The 18,957-nt window shown below is 35.2% G+C and carries 18 protein-coding genes; 13 read left to right on the forward strand and 5 right to left on the reverse strand.

Features of this window, described 5'->3' with window-relative positions; all coding sequences use genetic code 11:
* The first annotated feature begins 5 nt into the window (after positions 1 to 5).
* A complete protein-coding gene (locus tag ACWPWS_RS20975) occupies positions 6 to 1,082 on the forward strand; it encodes a phosphatidylinositol-specific phospholipase C1-like protein (RefSeq protein ID WP_454047790.1) in 1,077 nt (358 codons plus the stop codon).
* Between the two features lie 148 nt (positions 1,083 to 1,230).
* Here ACWPWS_RS20975 and ACWPWS_RS20980 read toward each other — a convergent pair whose 3' ends face one another.
* A complete protein-coding gene (locus tag ACWPWS_RS20980; protein WP_454047791.1) occupies positions 1,231 to 3,021 on the reverse strand; it encodes a metallophosphoesterase family protein in 1,791 nt (596 codons plus the stop codon).
* 74 nt (positions 3,022 to 3,095) lie between these two features.
* Entirely contained in the window at positions 3,096 to 3,935 is an 840-nt protein-coding gene (locus ACWPWS_RS20985) for a hypothetical protein (RefSeq protein ID WP_454047792.1), read from the reverse strand.
* A gap of 364 nt (positions 3,936 to 4,299) precedes the next feature.
* Here ACWPWS_RS20985 and ACWPWS_RS20990 point away from each other — a divergent pair, with 364 nt between their 5' ends.
* The 4 genes from ACWPWS_RS20990 to ACWPWS_RS21005 all read left to right on the forward strand — a co-directional run bounded on the left by ACWPWS_RS20990 (position 4,300) and on the right by ACWPWS_RS21005 (position 8,088).
* The gene (locus tag ACWPWS_RS20990) at positions 4,300 to 4,461 is read left to right on the forward strand and encodes a hypothetical protein (protein WP_454047793.1); all 162 of its coding nucleotides are present in this window, start codon (positions 4,300 to 4,302) and stop codon (positions 4,459 to 4,461) included.
* Between the two features lie 73 nt (positions 4,462 to 4,534).
* Entirely contained in the window at positions 4,535 to 6,217 is a 1,683-nt protein-coding gene (locus ACWPWS_RS20995; RefSeq protein ID WP_454047794.1) for a hypothetical protein, read from the forward strand.
* 12 nt (positions 6,218 to 6,229) lie between these two features.
* Positions 6,230 to 6,895, forward strand: coding sequence for a response regulator (locus ACWPWS_RS21000; protein ID WP_309511911.1), 666 nt, complete (start codon positions 6,230 to 6,232; stop codon positions 6,893 to 6,895).
* Between the two features lie 125 nt (positions 6,896 to 7,020).
* Positions 7,021 to 8,088: a type I restriction endonuclease gene (locus tag ACWPWS_RS21005; RefSeq protein ID WP_454047795.1), complete on the forward strand. Its 1,068-nt coding sequence runs from the start codon at positions 7,021 to 7,023 to the stop codon at positions 8,086 to 8,088.
* A 250-nt stretch (positions 8,089 to 8,338) separates the two neighbouring features.
* Here ACWPWS_RS21005 and ACWPWS_RS21010 read toward each other — a convergent pair whose 3' ends face one another.
* The 3 genes from ACWPWS_RS21010 to ACWPWS_RS21020 all read right to left on the reverse strand — a co-directional run bounded on the left by ACWPWS_RS21010 (position 8,339) and on the right by ACWPWS_RS21020 (position 10,228).
* Positions 8,339 to 8,788: a GNAT family N-acetyltransferase gene (locus ACWPWS_RS21010; RefSeq protein WP_454047796.1), complete on the reverse strand. Its 450-nt coding sequence runs from the start codon at positions 8,786 to 8,788 to the stop codon at positions 8,339 to 8,341.
* Positions 8,781 to 9,404 carry a ribosome biogenesis GTP-binding protein YihA/YsxC gene (gene yihA, locus ACWPWS_RS21015; RefSeq protein ID WP_105683392.1) on the reverse strand — a complete coding sequence of 208 codons (624 nt, stop codon included), beginning with the start codon at positions 9,402 to 9,404 and terminating at the stop codon, positions 8,781 to 8,783. The genes ACWPWS_RS21010 and yihA overlap by 8 nt, the downstream gene beginning before the upstream one ends.
* A 62-nt stretch (positions 9,405 to 9,466) precedes the next feature.
* Entirely contained in the window at positions 9,467 to 10,228 is a 762-nt protein-coding gene (locus ACWPWS_RS21020; RefSeq protein ID WP_209786598.1) for an alpha/beta fold hydrolase, read from the reverse strand.
* 272 nt (positions 10,229 to 10,500) lie between these two features.
* Here ACWPWS_RS21020 and mraZ point away from each other — a divergent pair, with 272 nt between their 5' ends.
* From mraZ to murD, 8 genes are all read left to right on the forward strand, one after another.
* Positions 10,501 to 10,959, forward strand: a complete 459-nt coding sequence (mraZ, locus tag ACWPWS_RS21025) for a division/cell wall cluster transcriptional repressor MraZ (RefSeq protein WP_209786597.1) — start codon at positions 10,501 to 10,503, stop codon at positions 10,957 to 10,959.
* A gap of 48 nt (positions 10,960 to 11,007) precedes the next feature.
* Positions 11,008 to 11,901: a 16S rRNA (cytosine(1402)-N(4))-methyltransferase RsmH gene (rsmH, locus tag ACWPWS_RS21030; RefSeq protein WP_309511909.1), complete on the forward strand. Its 894-nt coding sequence runs from the start codon at positions 11,008 to 11,010 to the stop codon at positions 11,899 to 11,901.
* 65 nt (positions 11,902 to 11,966) lie between these two features.
* Positions 11,967 to 12,332 (forward strand): FtsL-like putative cell division protein, encoded by a 366-nt coding sequence (locus ACWPWS_RS21035; protein ID WP_034693891.1) that lies wholly within the window; start codon positions 11,967 to 11,969, stop codon positions 12,330 to 12,332.
* Positions 12,316 to 14,307 (forward strand): penicillin-binding transpeptidase domain-containing protein, encoded by a 1,992-nt coding sequence (locus tag ACWPWS_RS21040; protein ID WP_209786595.1) that lies wholly within the window; start codon positions 12,316 to 12,318, stop codon positions 14,305 to 14,307. The genes ACWPWS_RS21035 and ACWPWS_RS21040 overlap by 17 nt, the downstream gene beginning before the upstream one ends.
* A gap of 44 nt (positions 14,308 to 14,351) precedes the next feature.
* Positions 14,352 to 15,812, forward strand: a complete 1,461-nt coding sequence (locus tag ACWPWS_RS21045) for a UDP-N-acetylmuramoyl-L-alanyl-D-glutamate--2,6-diaminopimelate ligase (RefSeq protein ID WP_454047797.1) — start codon at positions 14,352 to 14,354, stop codon at positions 15,810 to 15,812.
* 38 nt (positions 15,813 to 15,850) lie between these two features.
* The gene (locus ACWPWS_RS21050; protein WP_454047798.1) at positions 15,851 to 16,231 is read left to right on the forward strand and encodes a four helix bundle protein; all 381 of its coding nucleotides are present in this window, start codon (positions 15,851 to 15,853) and stop codon (positions 16,229 to 16,231) included.
* Positions 16,232 to 16,275: 44 nt separating this feature from the next.
* Positions 16,276 to 17,517: a phospho-N-acetylmuramoyl-pentapeptide-transferase gene (mraY, locus tag ACWPWS_RS21055; protein ID WP_209786592.1), complete on the forward strand. Its 1,242-nt coding sequence runs from the start codon at positions 16,276 to 16,278 to the stop codon at positions 17,515 to 17,517.
* A gap of 86 nt (positions 17,518 to 17,603) precedes the next feature.
* The gene (murD, locus tag ACWPWS_RS21060; RefSeq protein ID WP_454047799.1) at positions 17,604 to 18,929 is read left to right on the forward strand and encodes a UDP-N-acetylmuramoyl-L-alanine--D-glutamate ligase; all 1,326 of its coding nucleotides are present in this window, start codon (positions 17,604 to 17,606) and stop codon (positions 18,927 to 18,929) included.
* Positions 18,930 to 18,957 lie beyond the last annotated feature (28 nt).

The raw sequence follows: 18,957 nt of genomic DNA on the forward strand, positions 1-18,957 counted from the left end.
TCGAAATGAAAAAGGCTGTTTTCCTTGGCATCTGTTTATCTTCTTTCAACTTATTTTGGGCACAATCACAGCATCTCGATGAGTTAAAAATCAATGAAATTCAGGTTATTGGCTCTCATAATTCTTATAAAAAAGCCATTCTTCCCGAAGTGTATCATTATCTATCTCAAAAAGATACGCTGAACGTTTTACCAAGGATTCAGTATGAGCATATTCCTATTCCCCAGCAACTGGATCTGGGACTTAGAAATCTGGAAATTGATGTATATGCAGACAGCCATGGAGGAAAATATGCCCATCCGAAAATTCTGGATCTGGTAAAACCCTCTGAACCTTTTGATCCGGAAGGCAAAATGGAAAAACCAGGTTACAAAATGATTCATGTGACAGATATTGATTATCAGACATGGTATTATACCTTAGAAGACTGTTTAAAGGATTTGAAAAAATGGTCTGATCAACATCCTGATCACGATCCTGTTTTTATAACGCTTGAGCCCAAAGATGGTAAAGCAAATCAATTTGGAACCGAGCCGGAACATTACACATCGAAGCTCTTTGACGATCTGGATCATGAACTGAAAAAGTATCTGGGAAAAGACAAGATAATTACACCGGATGATATCCGAGGCTCTTATACAACATTGAACGAAGCTGCTCTAAACAAACACTGGCCAAAAGTAAAAGAGGTAAAAGGGAAATTCCTTTTCGTACTGGATAATAATGGAGAAAACAGAGACTTATATGCTAAAGATCATCCCTCATTGAAAGGAAGAATGATTTTTACGAATTCTGTTCCGGGAACTCCTGAGGCTGCAGTTTTGTTTATGAATGAACCCAGGAAGGATGATGCGATGATAAAAGATCTGGTAAGAAAAGGGTATATCATCCGCACCCGAGCTGATGCTGATACCATGGAAGCCCGAAATGAAGACTATTCAAGGTTTGAGAAAGCCAAAGAAAGTGGCGCTCAAATCATTACAACAGACTATTATTATCCCAGCAAGCTATTCAAATCCAATTATAAGGTAAGTTTTGGAAACAATACCTATGAAAGAAAGAATCCTGTAACAGGAAAATAGTCCTGTTTTTGCTATTAGATTTATAATTGAGGAGGCTGTCTTATGGCAGCCTTTCTTTTTGTTTAAACACAAATAACACTAATGCTTTTCACGAATAAGCACAACTATTTTATTGAACATAAGTTGAGTGTTGATGAAGCATAATAGTTTACAGCTTTATTATTTCTTTTCTTTTCAAATCTATTTCGAAATGGTCTGTGGGATCTCCATGGGAAAGTAATGAAAGAATTTTGAAAACAGATTTTAATTGCTGAATCAATGAATCCCCTTTTGAGTCATACACTTTGTATAGTTTTTCCAATATCTCATACTGCTTCAGCCTTTCCTCCGGAATATCATTTTTTGCCAGTTCATCCGCCGATTGAAATTTATACACGTCCAATAACAGATCATCAAAAGACCATTTTTTAAAGTCTTCAGACCTGATTGCTTTCTCTTTCAGCTGATCTTTATTTTGAATAAGCAACAAAAGATCTTCACCAGTAAGGTTCTTGGTTTTCTCAATAAAATCTTTCGGCCAGTCATCGGGAATCATTCTTAAACGAACCAGTTCTTTTAAATGAAAAAGCATAAAATCGTGATATGATTTTGTTTTTAAAATATCTTTATTCCAAAGTATTTGGGTGCTATCATGTTGTAAAGCATTGTATTCTTTTTCATATAAAGGAAATAACTCATCGAAATTCGGAACCTCATTTAGAACCTGGGTTTGAACGTCCATCTTATCAGGCGATTGTATGGTCAGAATTTTATACGCAGGCAGATAAGCCGCCAGTGAGGGCACCTGAACATTCACTAAAATATGGTCTCCTGTTTTCCTTATTCCCGTATCATTAATATGCATATGCCCTGCAAAATGAATCTGCAGTCCTGCTTCAGCAAATATCCTAGCAACTTCTTCCTGAGGAACACGCTCCAGCTGCCACTTTTTTTCACCCAATACATTTTTAATCTCACTGGTTGCTCCATCATTGAAATCAATCATAGGATAATGCGTAAATGCGATGAGGGTTTTATTATTTTTCTTTGCTTCGGCGGCCAGTTTTTTAACCCATTGAATTAAATGTTGTTTGTTGGTCAGAACATTATTATAGCCAATACTTGCTCCTTTATAGTTAGAAGGATTTTCAAAACTTTCATTGATATTTTTCGGGACATAAGTATTACCATCAATAGCAATCAACCACACATCTTTCACAGGTTCAACAACATAACTCAAATCCGGAACAGAAAAACCTTTAGTCACTTCATACATTCTTTTGGAATACTCTGCAGACTGTAATCCTTTTTTGTAAGAGTAATTTTTAAATGAATTATCATCAAAAGGAGTACTCCAAAACAGATCTTCTTTTTTTGGGGAGAAGCCAAAATCTTTTAACTCATTCAAAATTTCGAGATATCCGGATTCTGCAATATCATTTGTAATCACCTTATCTGCTGAGGTCCCAATATTTTCTTTGCTGTAAATTCCCAGGGGCTTTCCCTTCTCTCCAAGAAAATCACTTTTCCCTCCATCATTCCGAAATGGTCCCACCGGATCATGGTTTCCTGTAGTTAAATAAAAATTAATCCCATACGTTTCATGATATTTTTGTAATATTCTATGAAGACCACGAAGGTTATAAGCCTGTCCGTCATCTGAGAAATCACCAGGCATTGCTACAATCTTAATTCCTTTTGCAGCAATATCATCCAGAGCTTTAAGAAAGGCAAAATAATTTTCATTAAAAATTCTTGTAGAATGCAGTTGAGAATCCATGGTTCTCAAAATGGTGGATTTCCCTGTTTTAGGATTTATAATTCCTTTAAAATCATGATCCGAAAAACTTCCATACAGATCCTGGAAATGCACATCGGAAAGAAATGCAATCTGTACAGGTTTCTGTGCTGAGAAAAGTGTAGATATAAAAAGTAAAACGGGGAATAGTATTTTATTCATCTTAAAATAAGACGAAATTACAGGAATAGATAAGGATTTGTTTTAATTGTATTTTAAATTATTGTGAAAGAAATCTAATCTGCCTGTATCATATCGGGCTTTTTTCCGGAATATTTTCTAATGATATATTCAGTAGCCCGTTTTAATTCTCTTTTATTTTCCGGATCAATCCCATCCATTGTAAAAAATTCAACTTTTCCATTGACCTTTGAATACCATGTTTTTCCCAGGGCATTATCCACTGTAAGGGTATCTTTCCTTGTAATACGTTTAAAATATTTAATCTGAATATTATCTTTAGGAACAACATTCAATACAGGATTGTCTTCATTACAGTCTGTCAGCTTATATTCATTCTGATCCCAGTACATACAATTCTTTTCAATCGCAGGCAGAGTCAAAAAATTAAATGGTTCATTAACATTTCTGTTTCCGGAGGAGCAATAATAATTACCAATCAAAAATCCTCCGAGCAAAAATATCCCCACGAGACCAAAACTATTTTGTCTCACAAACTCCGGCATTTTAAAATGCTGTTCATTGATGATATTAATGTTGATCTTAGACAGCCTTTCCGATATAATCTCCTCATCCTGATCCACACTGATTTTTACCGTGGTCAGATTTTTTTTTTCATCATTCCTGATAAAAGTTCTTGAAAAATCGGTGAAATCTTTATAGCCGATGTACTGGCACATTTTATTCAGTCTCTCAGGCTCAATGTTCCTGCTGCTATTGCCTTCTACAAAGTCTTCATAATATCGTATGAATGTTTTCTCTGAAATATCATAGCATTTCAGGTTATCAATAAAACAAAGATGCAGGTAAGAGGCCAATCCACTTTTTGTGGTTTTCTCTGACTCTCTTCTTGCCTGCTCAAATACTTCATTAATCAGCAGTTTTTTCTTGGACATAAGCAGTGTTTTCGGGCATTACAAAGTAGATGAATTTCAATCACACCACATTACGGATTTCCGTAATAACTCCACGCCCACTTACTGTCTATTGATGTCTGTGTTTTGTCTAACAAACCTATCCTGTTTTGCCGCAAATTTGCTTTAGAAATCAAGAAAAACATTACAAAAGACTGATTTCAAAAAAACCAGAGAAAACAGAGATCAAACTCCGGATTGGGAAGCAGATGTTTCGTCTCCGTTTTTAAAGGTTCACTTCCCTAAAAAATTAAGAAGCGCTTCGAAATTTTAACAGTGTACAGCTTACGATAAATACTTCGTGAGAGGAAGAAATACAGTTTCAACTTCGAAAATTTTAAAGGAAATGATCCAAATTATAATGATGCTATTAGGATTAGCATTTTCAGATAATAATGCCAATACTTCAACAGCTGATACCAATTACCAATCTACTACAATGAACCTTTCTGTAGAAAGTAGTAGTGATACGAGTGGAGATAACGGACAACTCCCTCCAAAAAAATAAAAAAGGCACACCTATATTCAGCGAAAGAGAAATCTTTCGCTGTTTTTTTTTAAATTCGACAAAACAAATAATTTTGAAATTTTATTTTATTCTATTTTGTCTGATTATTCTATCGTGCTCTAAGAATAAACCTCCGGTTGTTAAAAATAATTTAACCAATCCTTTCTATGATAAAGCCTTTGAATATAGAGAAAGTAAGCAGCCTGACAGTGCATATTTCTATTTTGATAAAGCTCGTGATTTATTTCTGCAAAGACAGGATAGTTTAGGTGCCGGAAAGTCTTTAAACAATATGGCAATTATTCAAGAACAATTTGGTGATAACTACGGGAGCCAGGAAACTTCATTAGAAGCAACTAAATATCTAAATGAAAGTAATCCAGCCAATTATGAATATGTAAAGTCAAACTATAATAATCTCGGAATAACCAGTTATAATCTAAAGGAGAGTGACAATGCCATACGATTTTACAACCTTGCAATAAAATTCTCACCAAGCCCTGACGAAAAAAAAACATTCATTAATAATAAAGGAAATGCATACCGTCAAAAGAAAGACTATAAAAATGCATTACAAATGTATGTCTCAATTTTAAAAGATTCTCCAAAAAGTAAAAAATTATTGGCAATGGTTATTACGAATCAAGCCAGGACGAAATGGCTTCAGAATCCGGCATATGATCCAATTCAAGAATTTAATAAGGGATTAGATATTAGAATTAAAGAACATGATATGTATGGACAGGTTTCTAGCCATTCCCATTTAGCAGATACCTATCAGGAAAAAGATCCTCAAAAGGCTTTATTTCATGCCAAAAAAATGTATGAACTTGCGAGAGAAATAAAAAACCCAAATGATGAAGTTGAAGCTTTACAAAAAATAATCCTTTTAGAATCACCAGAAAGAAGTAAATTCTTTTTTAAAATTTATCAAAAACGGAATGATAGCATTGATGTGGCGAGAAAAAAAGCTAAAAATCAATTTGCGTTAATCCGTTATGAAACAGAAAAAAATAAAGCAGAGAATCTCTCACTCCAAAAGGGAATTGCTCAGAGGGAATATCAAATCACCAAAAAAAATATTTTAATTATAAGCATAAGTTTAGGAACGCTTGCTCTTATAATTGGCGCTTTCTTTTGGTATAAAAAACGTAAGCAGACAATGCTTCTGGAATCCGACAATAAGTTAAAAGAACAGCAGCTAAAAGTTTCCAAGAAAATTCATGATGTGGTAGCCAACGGTATTTATCAGGTCATGACCAAGATTGAAAACCAGGAGGACTTTGATAAAGAAAAGGTACTTGATGAGCTGGAGTTCGTCTATGAAAAGTCCAGAGATATTTCCTATGAAAAAGCTGTCTCAGAATATAAACCTGAGTTCAGTAAGAGAGTATCCACTCTTATCGCTTCGTTTAACAATGAAAATGTAAAAACTTATCTTGCCGGAAACGACGAAAATATATGGAATTCACTGAAAGAATTTACCCGGGAAGAAATTTATCAGGTGATGCGGGAACTTTTGGTCAATATGAAAAAACACAGTCAGGCTACTCTCGTTGCTTTTAAATTTGAAAGAAAAAATAACACGATACAAATTCAGTATACAGACAATGGAATTGGTATTCCTGGAGGAATTATCTATAAAAATGGTTTAACAAATACGGATTCCCGTATTGAAGCTATCCATGGAGAAATTATTTTTGACACGGAAACCGAAAAGGGATTGAAAATTTATATTTCATTTCCTGCTTCTTAAAAAAGAAAAAGAATGTTCAAAAAAATTTTAATAGCGGAAGATCACGAAAGCAGCAGTATTTCTGTACAGAAAACATTGGAAGACCTTAGTATTTCACACACAGATTATGTTTATTATTGTGATGATGCATTAGCTAAAATTCAAAAATCCATTCGTGAAAATGATCTTTACGATTTGTTAATTACAGATCTTTCTTTTGAAGAAGACCACAATATACAAAATCTTAAAGATGGAAAAGAACTCATTAAGACCATTAAAAAACTTCATCCTTCTTTGAAAATCATTGTCTTTTCTGCGGAACATAGATCCGGAGTAATAGACAGTCTTTTTAATGAATATGGAATTAATGGTTTTGTTCGTAAGGCCCGTAATGATTCAAAAGAACTGAAAAAAGCAATTGCTTCCACCTATGTAGACGAAAACTATCTTTCCCTTGATCTTAAACAGGAGGTAAAGAAACTCAACAATTATGAATTCTCTACCTATGATATCACCTTAGTCTCTCTTTTGTCTCAAGGTGTTTTACAGAAAAACATACCTGTTTATCTTCAAAACAATGATATTAAACCCAATAGCTTAAGCAGTGTAGAAAAAAAACTGAACAGCATGAAGGAAGATCTTCAGATAACAAGCAATGAACAGCTTGTTGCTTTTTGTAAAGATTTGGGAATTATTTAATCCTTTACTATAATCTCCCTTATATGTAAACCTTTCATTTGTCGAAAGGTTTTTTGTTTTACGGTTTTCCGTAAGGATTGAACTTTAAAGGGTTATAATTTTGGAATGCAAATAAAAATAACCGAATGGACCTTAAAATTAAACTTGAGCAGTTACAGCAAAAAGTATCAGGATTAAAAGATCAGATTTTAACTGAAGAGGCTACTAAAAATGCCTTTGTAATGCCTTTTATACAAATTTTAGGCTATGACATTTTCAATCCTACAGAGGTGATACCTGAGCATGTCTGCGATATAGGAACCAAGAAAGGAGAAAAAGTTGATTATGTAATTAAGAATAATGATGAACCTATTTTTATCATTGAATGTAAACACTGGAAAGAAAGTGCTGATGCTCATAATTCTCAGCTTCACAGATATTATCATGTTTCTAAAACACGGTTTGGTGTTCTTACCAACGGAATTATGTATAATTTTTATACCGATCTTGAAAAGCCTAATATCATGGATGAAAAACCATTTTTCACCATCAATATTGAGGACCTAAAGGACAGTTCAATCAAAATACTGGAAAGCTTTACTAAAAAGGATTACAACCTTGAGAGTATTCTTGACTCAGCTGAAGCGTTGAAATATATTAAGGCTATACGGAAAGAATTTGAAAAAGAAATAGAATCTCCATCTGATGAAATTGTAAAACTATTGGTTGGGAGATTTTTTGAAAAGCCAATGACTGCTAACAGAATGCTCTCTTTTAAAGAATATACAAAAAAAGCATTAGCAACTTCTATTAATGAATCTATCAGTTTCAGACTCAAGTCTGCTTTAAATATCAATGAGCAAATTGAGAAACAAGAAGAGGATATAAAAACATCTCAGCCTATAGATGAAAATAATGATTCTAAAATTGTAACCACTGAAGAAGAACTTGAAGGATTCCAAATTATAAAAGCAATTATGCGAGAAAAAGTTCCGGCAGGGCGCATAGCTTATAGAGATACATTATCTTATTTTGGAATTTTACTAGATGATAATAACAGAAAACCCCTTTGCAGATTACATTTCAATACAGCTAATAAATACATTGAAACGTTTCATAATGGAAAAGATGCAGGAGAGAAAATATTATTGAATAACCTTGATGAGATTTATAATTTTAGAGAGGAACTTCATAAGACATTAGAAAACTATTAAGTCTACAAACTTCTCAACAATGTTAGTTTCAATAGCTTAATCAGTCTAAATGGGGATGAAAGAAGACCTTAAGACGAACAACTTCTTGCATTTTATAAAAATTAAGGAATTATTTAACCCATTACGGTTTTCCGTAAGGCTAATTTTCATAATAGTTTTACTTTTGGAGTAAAGAAATGATGAAAAAAACTAATAACACCCAATATAATTTTATACAGTTCGAAAAAAGGTATCTCAAATGAGATACCTTTTATTTTCTTATCATTTCCGTATGGGGAATATCATCTTCCAGATATTTTTTCCCTGTATCCACAAATCCGAATCCACTATAGAATCTTAACAGATAATCCTGTGCAGATATTTTGATTTCAGAAGTATGAAACCGGTTTTCTATTGTTTCTACGGCATATTGTATTAACTGCTTTCCCAGGCTTTTTCCTCTTGCCTGCTCTGTAGTCAGTACCCTGCCGAAGGAAGTTTCATCATACTTTATTCCTTTGTCAAAGACACGGCAGTATGCCAGTATCTGTCCGTCTTCTTCTGCCCAGATGTGAACTGCTTTCTGATCATAGTTATCCAGATCAGGATAAGGACAGTTCTGCTCAATAACAAAAACATCAATACGTGCCTTCAGTACCGAATACAATTCCGGAACAGTGAACTCATCAAACGTTTTGATTTTCCAGACCATATTACTCATCGAAACTTATATTATTATTCGTTAGAAATTCATTGGTCTTTTGTATAAAATTAAGAATGTTGTCTCCTCCTTCTTTCTTTTCTGCTGAGGTAATATACAGTTCAGGAAGGTCTTCCCAGCTCTTATGAAGCTCAGTTTTATAATCTTCAACATTTTTAACGGCAACATTCGGCTTTAGCTTATCAGCCTTTGTAAATACAATGGAAAACGGGATTCCACTTTCCCCACACCATTGGATAAATTCCAGGTCTATTTTCTGTGGAGTGTGTCTTATATCTACCAATACAAAAAGATTGACAAGGTTTCTTCTGTTCAGAATATAGTTCGTGATCAGTTTTTCAAAATCCTTTCGCTGAACTTTTGAAACCTTTGCATACCCATATCCTGGTAAATCCGTAAGATACCAGTTCTCATTCACCAAAAAATGATTGATCAGCTGAGTTTTTCCCGGAGTCCCCGAAGTTTTAGCCAAATCTTTATGGTTCATCATCGCATTGATGAGTGATGATTTTCCTACGTTTGACCTTCCGATAAAAGCATATTCAGGAATATTGGGTTCAGGACATTCCTGCCATTTTCCACTACTCTTTACAAAAGCTGCTGTTTTAATAATCATTTTTGAATGTATTTTAGAAAAATAAACCATTAAGAAAAGCTCTTAATGGTTATTTATATGTTTTAAACTTTATCTTTTACCCAGTTGTATAGGATTTCATTGAACTCTTCTGGTTTTTCCATCATGGCGGCATGCCCGCATTTATCAATCCAGAATAAATCAGAATTAGGAATAAACTTGTGCATATCTTCTGCCACTTCCGGAGGTGTTACATTATCCTGTTTACCCCAGATCAGGCAGGTAGGTGTCACAATCTTCGGAAGATCGTTCAGCATATTGTGTTTGATGGCACTTCTTGCCAGCATTACGGTCTTGATTCCTTTCATTCTGTCATTCACTACTGCAAAAACTTCATCTACAAGATCTTCTGTTGCCACTGTAGGATCATAGAAAACTTCTTCCGTCTTCTTTCTGATGTAAGAACGGTCGTTTTTTCTCGGAAAACTGTCCCCGAAAGTTCTTTCATATAGTCCGGAGCTTCCTGTAAGAACCAGATTTTTTACCAGATCAGGTCTTGCCAAAGTCAGAATAAGCCCTACATGTCCTCCCATTGAGTTTCCTACAATAGTAACAGGACCGGAAATATGGCTCTCTATAAACTTGATAATATATTTTGCGATAGTGGTAAGATTCGTATTGAGTACCGGCAGATCATAGATCGGCAACTGAGGAACATATACTTTGAAGCCTCTATCCGAAAAAAAATCTACCATTTTATCGAAATTACTCAAACCACCCATTAACCCGTGCAACAGCACTAATGGATGTCCTTCTCCCGCTTCTACATAGGAATATTTCTTTTCTTTTTTTGTACTAAATATCATAAAACGCCTTAATAAAGCCCTGCAAAAATACAAATTAAACCTCAAAAAAATTTTGATTATCCTAATTTAAGATAAAAATAATATAATATTCTCCTTTTTAACTTTTTTTTTCAAAACGGCTTTATTATGGCATAAATAATACTTTCAACAAGTCCCTTCATATCAGTATTTTACATTATTGAAATTCAATCTTTAATAAAACTTATTAACATTGAGTCAAAAAGTGGGAAAAAGTGGGAAATTTTGGAAATTATTATATAAATTTGTCCCAAATGAAAAATTTCATTGGGACATATGAGTGTAAAATTGACGACAAAGGCCGCTTAAAAGTTCCTTCATCTTTAATCAAACAGATGGAAGACTTCGATGATAAGGCGTTTGTAGTCAAAAGATCTGTGTTCCAACCTTGTCTGGAAGTTTATCCTATGAATGCATGGGACAAACTGATGGGCAAAATTAATAAACTGAACAGATTCATAAAAAAGAATGCTGATTTCATACGAATGTTTACGGCAGGAGTAAAAACAGTAGAATTGGACAATGCAGGAAGACTACAGATCTCTAAAGACCTGACGGTTTTCGCAAATCTCCAGAAAGAGATTGTGATCACCAGTGCAGGAGAACTTTTCGAGATTTGGGACAAAGAAGCCTATGAAAAGGTAATTGCTACTAATGAAGCTGATTTTGCAAGCCTTGCCGAAGATGTGATGGGCTCTTTCGATGAAGAATAACTGTAGGTTATTAATTGATTATATAGTAAATAAAAAACACAATTAAGCATGTATCATAACCCCGTTTTGTTGAAGCAGAGTGTTGATGATTTGGTAACGAATCCTGACGGAATATATGTGGACTGCACCTTTGGAGGCGGAGGCCATTCAAGAGAAATCTTGAGCAGACTTTCCGATAAAGGGAGATTGTTCAGTTTTGATCAGGACCTGGATGCACTTAAAAATACAATTGATGATCCACGTTTTACATTGGTTAATCAGAATTTCAGATTTCTGGAAAACTCATTGCTGATGTATGGAATTTCGCAGGTGGACGGTGTCTTGGCAGACTTAGGTGTGTCATCTCATCAGTTTGACGAAGCAGACAGAGGATTCTCCACAAGAAGCAATGCTCCTTTGGATATGAGAATGAATGTAATGCAGAATCTGGATGCTAAGAGAGTGATCAATGAATATGGAGAGGAAGAACTTGCAGATCTTTTCTACCATTATGGAGAATTAAGAGAAGCGAGAAAACTGGCGAGAGAAATTGTTCACCACAGAAAAACAAAAAGTATAGAAACTACGGAAGATCTGAAAAAAATGTTCAGCTATATCCCGCCTCACAAGGTTAATAAGTTCTATGCTCAACTTTTTCAGGCGATAAGAATTGAGGTCAACCAGGAACTTGAGGTATTAAAAGAAATGCTGGTTCAGGCATTCAATGTCTTAAAACCAGAAGGAAGATTAGTCGTTATTTCTTACCACTCTCTGGAAGACCGTTTGGTAAAGAGATTCCTGAAAAACGGAATGTTCGAAGGAGAACCGGCAAGAGATATCTACGGAAATTATAAAAAGGCATTCGAATTGATAAAGAGTAAAGCAATCATTCCTGATGACAAGGAAATTGAAGAAAACTCAAGAGCAAGAAGTGCCAAGATGAGAACAGGAATAAAGGTATAAATGATAAATCATAAGTGATAAACGATATCAATTATCTTTTATCATTAATCAATTATAAAAAAGCTGTGGCAAAAAGAACAACAAATCGCCCCCAGAAAAGACTCACTTTTATAGACATTATAAAAGGAAACTTTCTGAATCGTGATGAGATCAAAATACATTACAGGTATTTTCTTCTGTTGTTTGTTCTGATGATGGCCATGATTTATACCAACCATCTCGTCAATAAAAAAATAAAAATTGTAAACGCCTTAAAGGAAGAAACAGAGGAATACAAATCGAGAAATGCTTACGCCCAGAGTAAGCTGATCAAAGTGAAAATGGAATCAGAGCTGGGGAAAGAGGTTGCCCGGGATTCATTAATGACCCTGGAAAACCACCCTCACAAATTGCTAATAAAACTGGATAGTACAGATGCAAAAGCAAAATGAATACGACAATAAACGTAAGAAAACGTTACGATGGGGCTACCTCTTTGCAGTGGTAGCTTTGTGCGTGTTTGTAATGTTCTTGGCAAGGATTGTTATCCTTCAGAATACCAATGTCCAGGAAATTAAAGATGATTATATTAATAAAAACTATCGTGAAGCCACTTTAAAGGCTGCCCGTGGTAATCTTTTTGCATCTGACGGTTCTATTCTCGCAACCACAGTAATGCGGTATGACATCTATCTTGATTTCAAAACCATGAAAGATACAGTGTACTCCAACAACATTGGTGCACTGACAGATTCTCTGAGCAAAATGTTTGGAAAATCCAGAGGAGAATTCAGACAGAAGTTTGACGAGCAGAAGAAAAAGAAAAACCAGTACTACACTTTGGTAAAAGGACTGGATTTCGATCAATACGACAGAATCAGAAAATTCCCAATCTTCAAAAAAGGGAAAAATAAAGGAGGATTTATTGTTGACCGAAACTATAAAAGAGAATTGGCCACCTCAGAAATCGGGGCAGGAACCATCGGTATGGATAACGGTGAGCTTAAATCCGGACTGGAAGGTGCTTTCTCAAAATATTTAACCGGAACAGATGGTAAAAGATTAGAACAGAGAATTAATTCATCTCAATGGAAACCTATTGACTTCTGGAAAGTGCAGGAACCCGTAGACGGAGAAGATGTATATACCACCTTAGACCTTAGAATTCAAGACATTGCACACTCCGCACTTGAGAAGCAGCTGATTAATTTCGAAGCTAAACACGGAACCGTAATTGTGATGGAAGTCGAAACCGGAAAAGTACGTGCTCTTGTTAATTTAAGAAGAACAGAAGAAGGAGAATACGAAGACTCTTACAACTATGCTCTGAAAGATAATATCGAGCCTGGATCTACTTTTAAAACCATTTCCCTTTTGGCGGCAATGGACGATGGATTCATCGATGAAAATACAACCGTAAACGTCGGAAACGGAGTTTGGGTTTATGCAAAACAGAGAATCTCTGACGGCCATGGAGGAGGAACATACGATATCAGTGATGTATTGGCAAAGTCCAGTAACGTAGGAACATCAAAACTGATCACAAAGTATTATGCAGAAAAACCACAGATCTTCCTTGACCACCTGAAACGCTGGAAATTATTCGACAAGATGGATATAGAACTTCCGGGAATTACAAAACCAAAGATCGTAACTCCACAAAATAAAAGATGGAATGCCGCTACACTGGCGTCTATTTCTTACGGATATTCTTCTAACATCAACCTGCTGCAGCTGACCACCTTCTACAACGGAGTAGCTAACGGAGGAAAAATGCTTAAGCCTTTATTCATTGATAAAATCATGAAAGACGGAAAGGTAATGTACAATGCCAAGCCTGAAATCATGGTAAACAAAATGGCATCTGAAAAAGCAATTAAAATGATGACCAGTGCTTTAACCAAAGCCGTAGAAAAAGGAACCGGACGAAGCATTTTTACCCCTAACCTGAAAATGGCAGGAAAAACAGGTACCGCAAGATTTGAATACTGGCTGCCTGGCCCGATGAAGTACCGCGCCTCATTTGCAGGATTTTATCCCGCAGACGCTCCAAAATATACATGCTATGTAATGATTAGTGAGCCCAACACCGCAAAAGGTTTTTATGGAGGTTCCGTTTCAGCACCGGTATTTAAGGAAATTGCAGGAAAAACATTCCTGAAAACACCTCAAAATATTGAAAAAGAAATGCTTGTAGACAAAAAGGTAAACCTAAACAAAATGGTTGAACCTAATGTCAAAGTAGCAGTAAATGATAAGCAAATGCCCAATGTAGTAGGATTAATTGGTAAAAACGTTATCCCACAATTGGAAAATTTAGGCTACCGTGTCGATTATAAAGGAGTGGGAAGAATTAAAGAACAATTCCCTCTGGAAGGTACAACGATCAGTAAGAACCAGAGAATTTATTTGTCTCTGCAGAATTAAATAAGGATTTAAAACAAAAATAAGGCAAAGCCTTATTGATAAAGATGATTATAACAGAATTAGTAAACAGAATCCCAGTATTGGAAATCCATGGTGACAACAACCGTGAGGTTACTGAGTTGGTGATCGACAGCAGAAAAGTTACAGAAAACTCTCTTTACATTGCGATGAGGGGAACAGTAGTGGATGGGCATTCATTCATTGCATCTGCTATTGAAAAAGGGGCTTCCGCAATCGTTTGCGAAGAATTCCCTGAAACACTGGCGGAGAATGTAACGTATGTTAAGGTAAAAGATTCATCTAAAGCCTTAGGTCACCTTGCTTCTAATTTCTACGGAAACCCTTCTCATAAACTGAAACTGATCGGGGTTACAGGAACTAATGGAAAAACATCTGTTTCAACCCTTCTTTTTGACGTTTTCAAAAACCTGGGCTATCCGGCAGTTTTACTTTCCACTGTTGAAATCAGAATTGGTGAAGAAATTATCCCTGCTACTCACACAACACCTGATGTGATTACGATCAACAGGATTTTAGCTGAAGCAGTGGAAAAAGGATGTGAATTTGCTTTCATGGAAGTAAGCTCACACGGAATTGCCCAAAACAGAATTGAAGGATTACACTTCAAAATTGCAGGGTTCACCAATCTTACTCATGATCATTTAGACTATCATAAAACATTCGAAGAATATTTAAAAACAAAGAAAAGATTCTTTGACGAATTGGAAGATACAGCTATTGCCATCACCAATGTGGATGACAAGAACGGGAATGTCATGCTTCAGAATACCAAGGCTAAAAAGAAGTCTTATGCTTTGAAAACTATGGCAGACTACCACGGAAAACTTTTAGAAGTAGATTTCAACGGAATGCTGTTGAACTTCAACGGAAAAGAATTCTGGACAACACTGACAGGGAAATTCAATGTGTACAACTTGTTGCTTGTATTCGGAATTGCTGAAGAACTAGGTTTTGAACAAAATGAAATTCTTCAGGCCATCAGCAAATTAAAAAGAGTTTCCGGAAGATTTGAAACATTCAAATCCGATGGGGGAATTTTCTTTATCGTAGATTATGCGCACACTCCGGATGCATTGGAAAACATTCTGGACAGCATCAACGATATCAGAACCAAAAACGAAAGATTAATCACCGTATTTGGCTGCGGAGGCGACAGAGATCATTCCAAAAGACCTGAAATGGGGAATATTGCCACAAAAAAATCAACATTGGCAATCATCACTTCGGATAATCCGAGAACAGAAGATCCTGCACAGATCATCAAAGAAATTGAAACAGGCGTTGAACCTCAAAACTTCAGCAAATACACTTCAATTCCGGACAGAAAAGAAGCCATAAAGATGGCTATAAAATTTGCAGAACCTAAAGATATCATCTTAGTTGCCGGAAAAGGCCACGAGACCTATCAGGAGATTAATGGTGTGAAACATCATTTTGACGACAAAGAAGTAATTAATGAGCTTTGGAAATTAATGTCCAAATAAATTGAAAGATTAAACTCATTTAATGATTTAAAAATTTGATGATGACGAAGAATTTTGAAAATTTCCCAGTATATATCAAAAGTTTAGATCTTATTGAAAAAATTTATTCATTTCTTCAGAGTCAAAGTTTTGAAAAAGAATTTGAATTTAATAACCAGATAAAAAGAGCGAGCTTTTCAATTAGCAACAATATTGCAGAAGGCTCAGAATATAACAATAACAGACAATTTATTAGATATTTAAAAATTGCAAAAGGCAGCTGTGCTGAAGTAAGAAGTATGCTGATTGTAAGTAGAAGATTAAAATTAGGTAACGAAAATAAAGCGGAAGAAATCATTACCCTTTCAAGAGAGATTTCTTCAAACATATCAAACTTTATTAAATATTTAAGTGAAAATATTGAGAAACCCAATCTTTAAATCTTTAAATAAATTAAATTTTTAAATAATAAAAAACTAGAAACATGCTATACTATCTATACGAATATCTAACCAACCATGGAATTCACGTTCCGGGATTAGGATTGTTGAAATACATTTCCTTCCGTGCCGGAATGGCTGTATTATTCTCCCTTATTATTGCTCTTGTCTACGGAAAAAGAGTAATCAATTACCTGAGAACAAAACAAATGGGAGAATTGGTACGTGATCTTGGATTGGATGGGCAGAAACAAAAAGAAGGCACTCCTACCATGGGAGGGCTTATCATTATTTTGGCAACCATCATCCCGGTATTGCTGTTTACAAGAATTACCAATGTGTATATTGTTCTGCTGCTAGTTTCAATGTTTTGGATGGGTGCAATTGGTTTCCTTGATGATTATTTAAAGAAAATCAAAAAAAATAAAGACGGTTTAAGTGGTAAATTCAAAATTGTTGGACAGGTTGGTTTAGGGCTAATTGTCGGAATTACCATGTATTTCCACCCGGATATTACTGTTAAAAGAAAATATGCAGATGCTAAAGTGGTGAACAGAAACAATGTAGAGCAAAACTTTATGCCTACAGAAAAAATCACCGTTTCCACTGTACCTTTTGCAAAGAATAACGAATTCGATTATAGTGGAATTTTATTCTGGATGAATGATAAAGATGCCCATGAGTGGGCATGGATTGTCTTTATTCCCATTGTGATCTTCATTGTAACCGCTGTTTCAAACGGAGCCAATATCACAGATGGAATTGACGGCCTCGCCGCAGGAACAAGTGCCATTATACTGCTCACACTGGCTCTTTTCGCCTACCTATCAGGGAATATCATCTTTGCAGATTATCTCAATATCATGTTCCTTCCCAATATGGGAGAAACCACCATTTTTGCCGTGGCAATGGTAGGTGCCGTGATCGGATTCTTCTGGTACAATACCTATCCTGCACAGGTTTTCATGGGAGATACCGGAAGTCTGATGCTGGGAGGAGTCATTGCTGTTTTAGCTATTATTTTAAGAAAAGAATTGCTGATTCCTGTATTATGCGGAATCTTCTTAATTGAAAACCTGTCTGTAATGCTTCAGGTAGTTGTTTTCAAATACAGAAAAAGAAAATACGGGCTGGAATATGCCCAAAACAATAGACTATTCAAAATGTCACCATTACACCATCATTATCAGAAAGACGGATTCCACGAAAGTAAAATCGTGAACAGAATGATCATCATCGGAGTAATATTGGCTATTGTATGTCTGATCACACTAAAAATGAGATAAATTTTGTAAAAAGTAAAAAGTATTAATGTAAAAAGACACCAGATACATTGTACGTTTTACATTTTACATTTTACAAAAGAATAAATATGAAAATAGTTGTTTTAGGAGGTGGAGAAAGCGGATGTGGTGCTGCTTATTTGGCTAAAAAGAAAGGTCTGGAAGTATTTCTTTCAGATAAAGGAGCTATTAAGGATAACTATAAGCAGTTTCTTACCGATAATGAAATTGAATTTGAAGAAGGAAATCACGACGAAGAAAGGATTTTAAATGCTGACTGGATCGTAAAAAGCCCGGGAATTCCGAAAAAAGCAGACATCATCAACAAAATTCATGACAAAGGAATCAGACTTTCCTCTGAAATTGAATTTGCTTCTGAATTTACAGATGCAAAGATCATTGCCATTACCGGAAGCAACGGAAAAACAACCACTACTTCCCTGATCTATTACATCCTTAAAAATGACGGGTTGAATGTAGGTTTGGGAGGAAACATAGGATACAGCTTTGCCAAACAGGTTGCAGATGAAAACCATGAATATTATGTACTGGAAGTAAGTTCTTTCCAGTTAGACGATATTCAGAACTTCAGACCCTATATTTCTTTATTGTTGAATCTGTCTCAGGATCACTTGGATCAGTACAACTACAATTATGAAGAATATGCATTGGCAAAATTCAGAATCACGGAAAATCAGGAAAATGATAATTTCTTCATCTACAATAAGGATGATGAAATGAGCAAAAACCTTCTTGAAAAGCTTGAAATAAAAGCTAAAATGATTCCTTTCTCTACCAAAGAGAAACTGCCTGAAGGAGGTTTCATTAATGAAGATGAAATTGTGGTGAAAATGAAAGACGAATTCGCAATGAAAGTTGATGAATTGTCTCTATTGGGAAATCACAACGTTGCCAACAGCTTAGCCGCTTCTATTGCCGGTAAAATATTACAAATCAACAATGAAAGCATCAGACATTCATTGATGACATTCCAGGCTGTAGAACACAGATTGGAATTGGTGACTGAAATTGATAGCGTAAAATACATCAACGACAGTAAGGCAACCAATGTGAACGCTACATATTATGCCTTAGAAAGTATGAAAACACCAACCGTATGGATTGTTGGTGGATTGGATAAAGGAAATGACTATACTGAAATTGAAGATTTAGTCAAAAGAAGAGTAAAGGCAATTGTTTGCCTTGGGATAGATAATAAGAAGATCATAGATTTCTTTAAAGACAAAAAAGAATTTATTTATGATACTTCAAGCATGGAAGAAGCCGTGAGAATTTCAAAATCATTGGCTAAAAAAGGCGATACCGTCCTATTATCTCCGTGCTGTGCAAGCTTTGACTTGTTCAAAAGCTATGAAGACAGAGGACGCCAGTTTAAAGAACAGGTATTAAAGTAAAAATGTAAAATGTCAGATGTAAAAAGTA

This window comes from Chryseobacterium sp. Marseille-Q8038, from assembly GCF_965111995.1.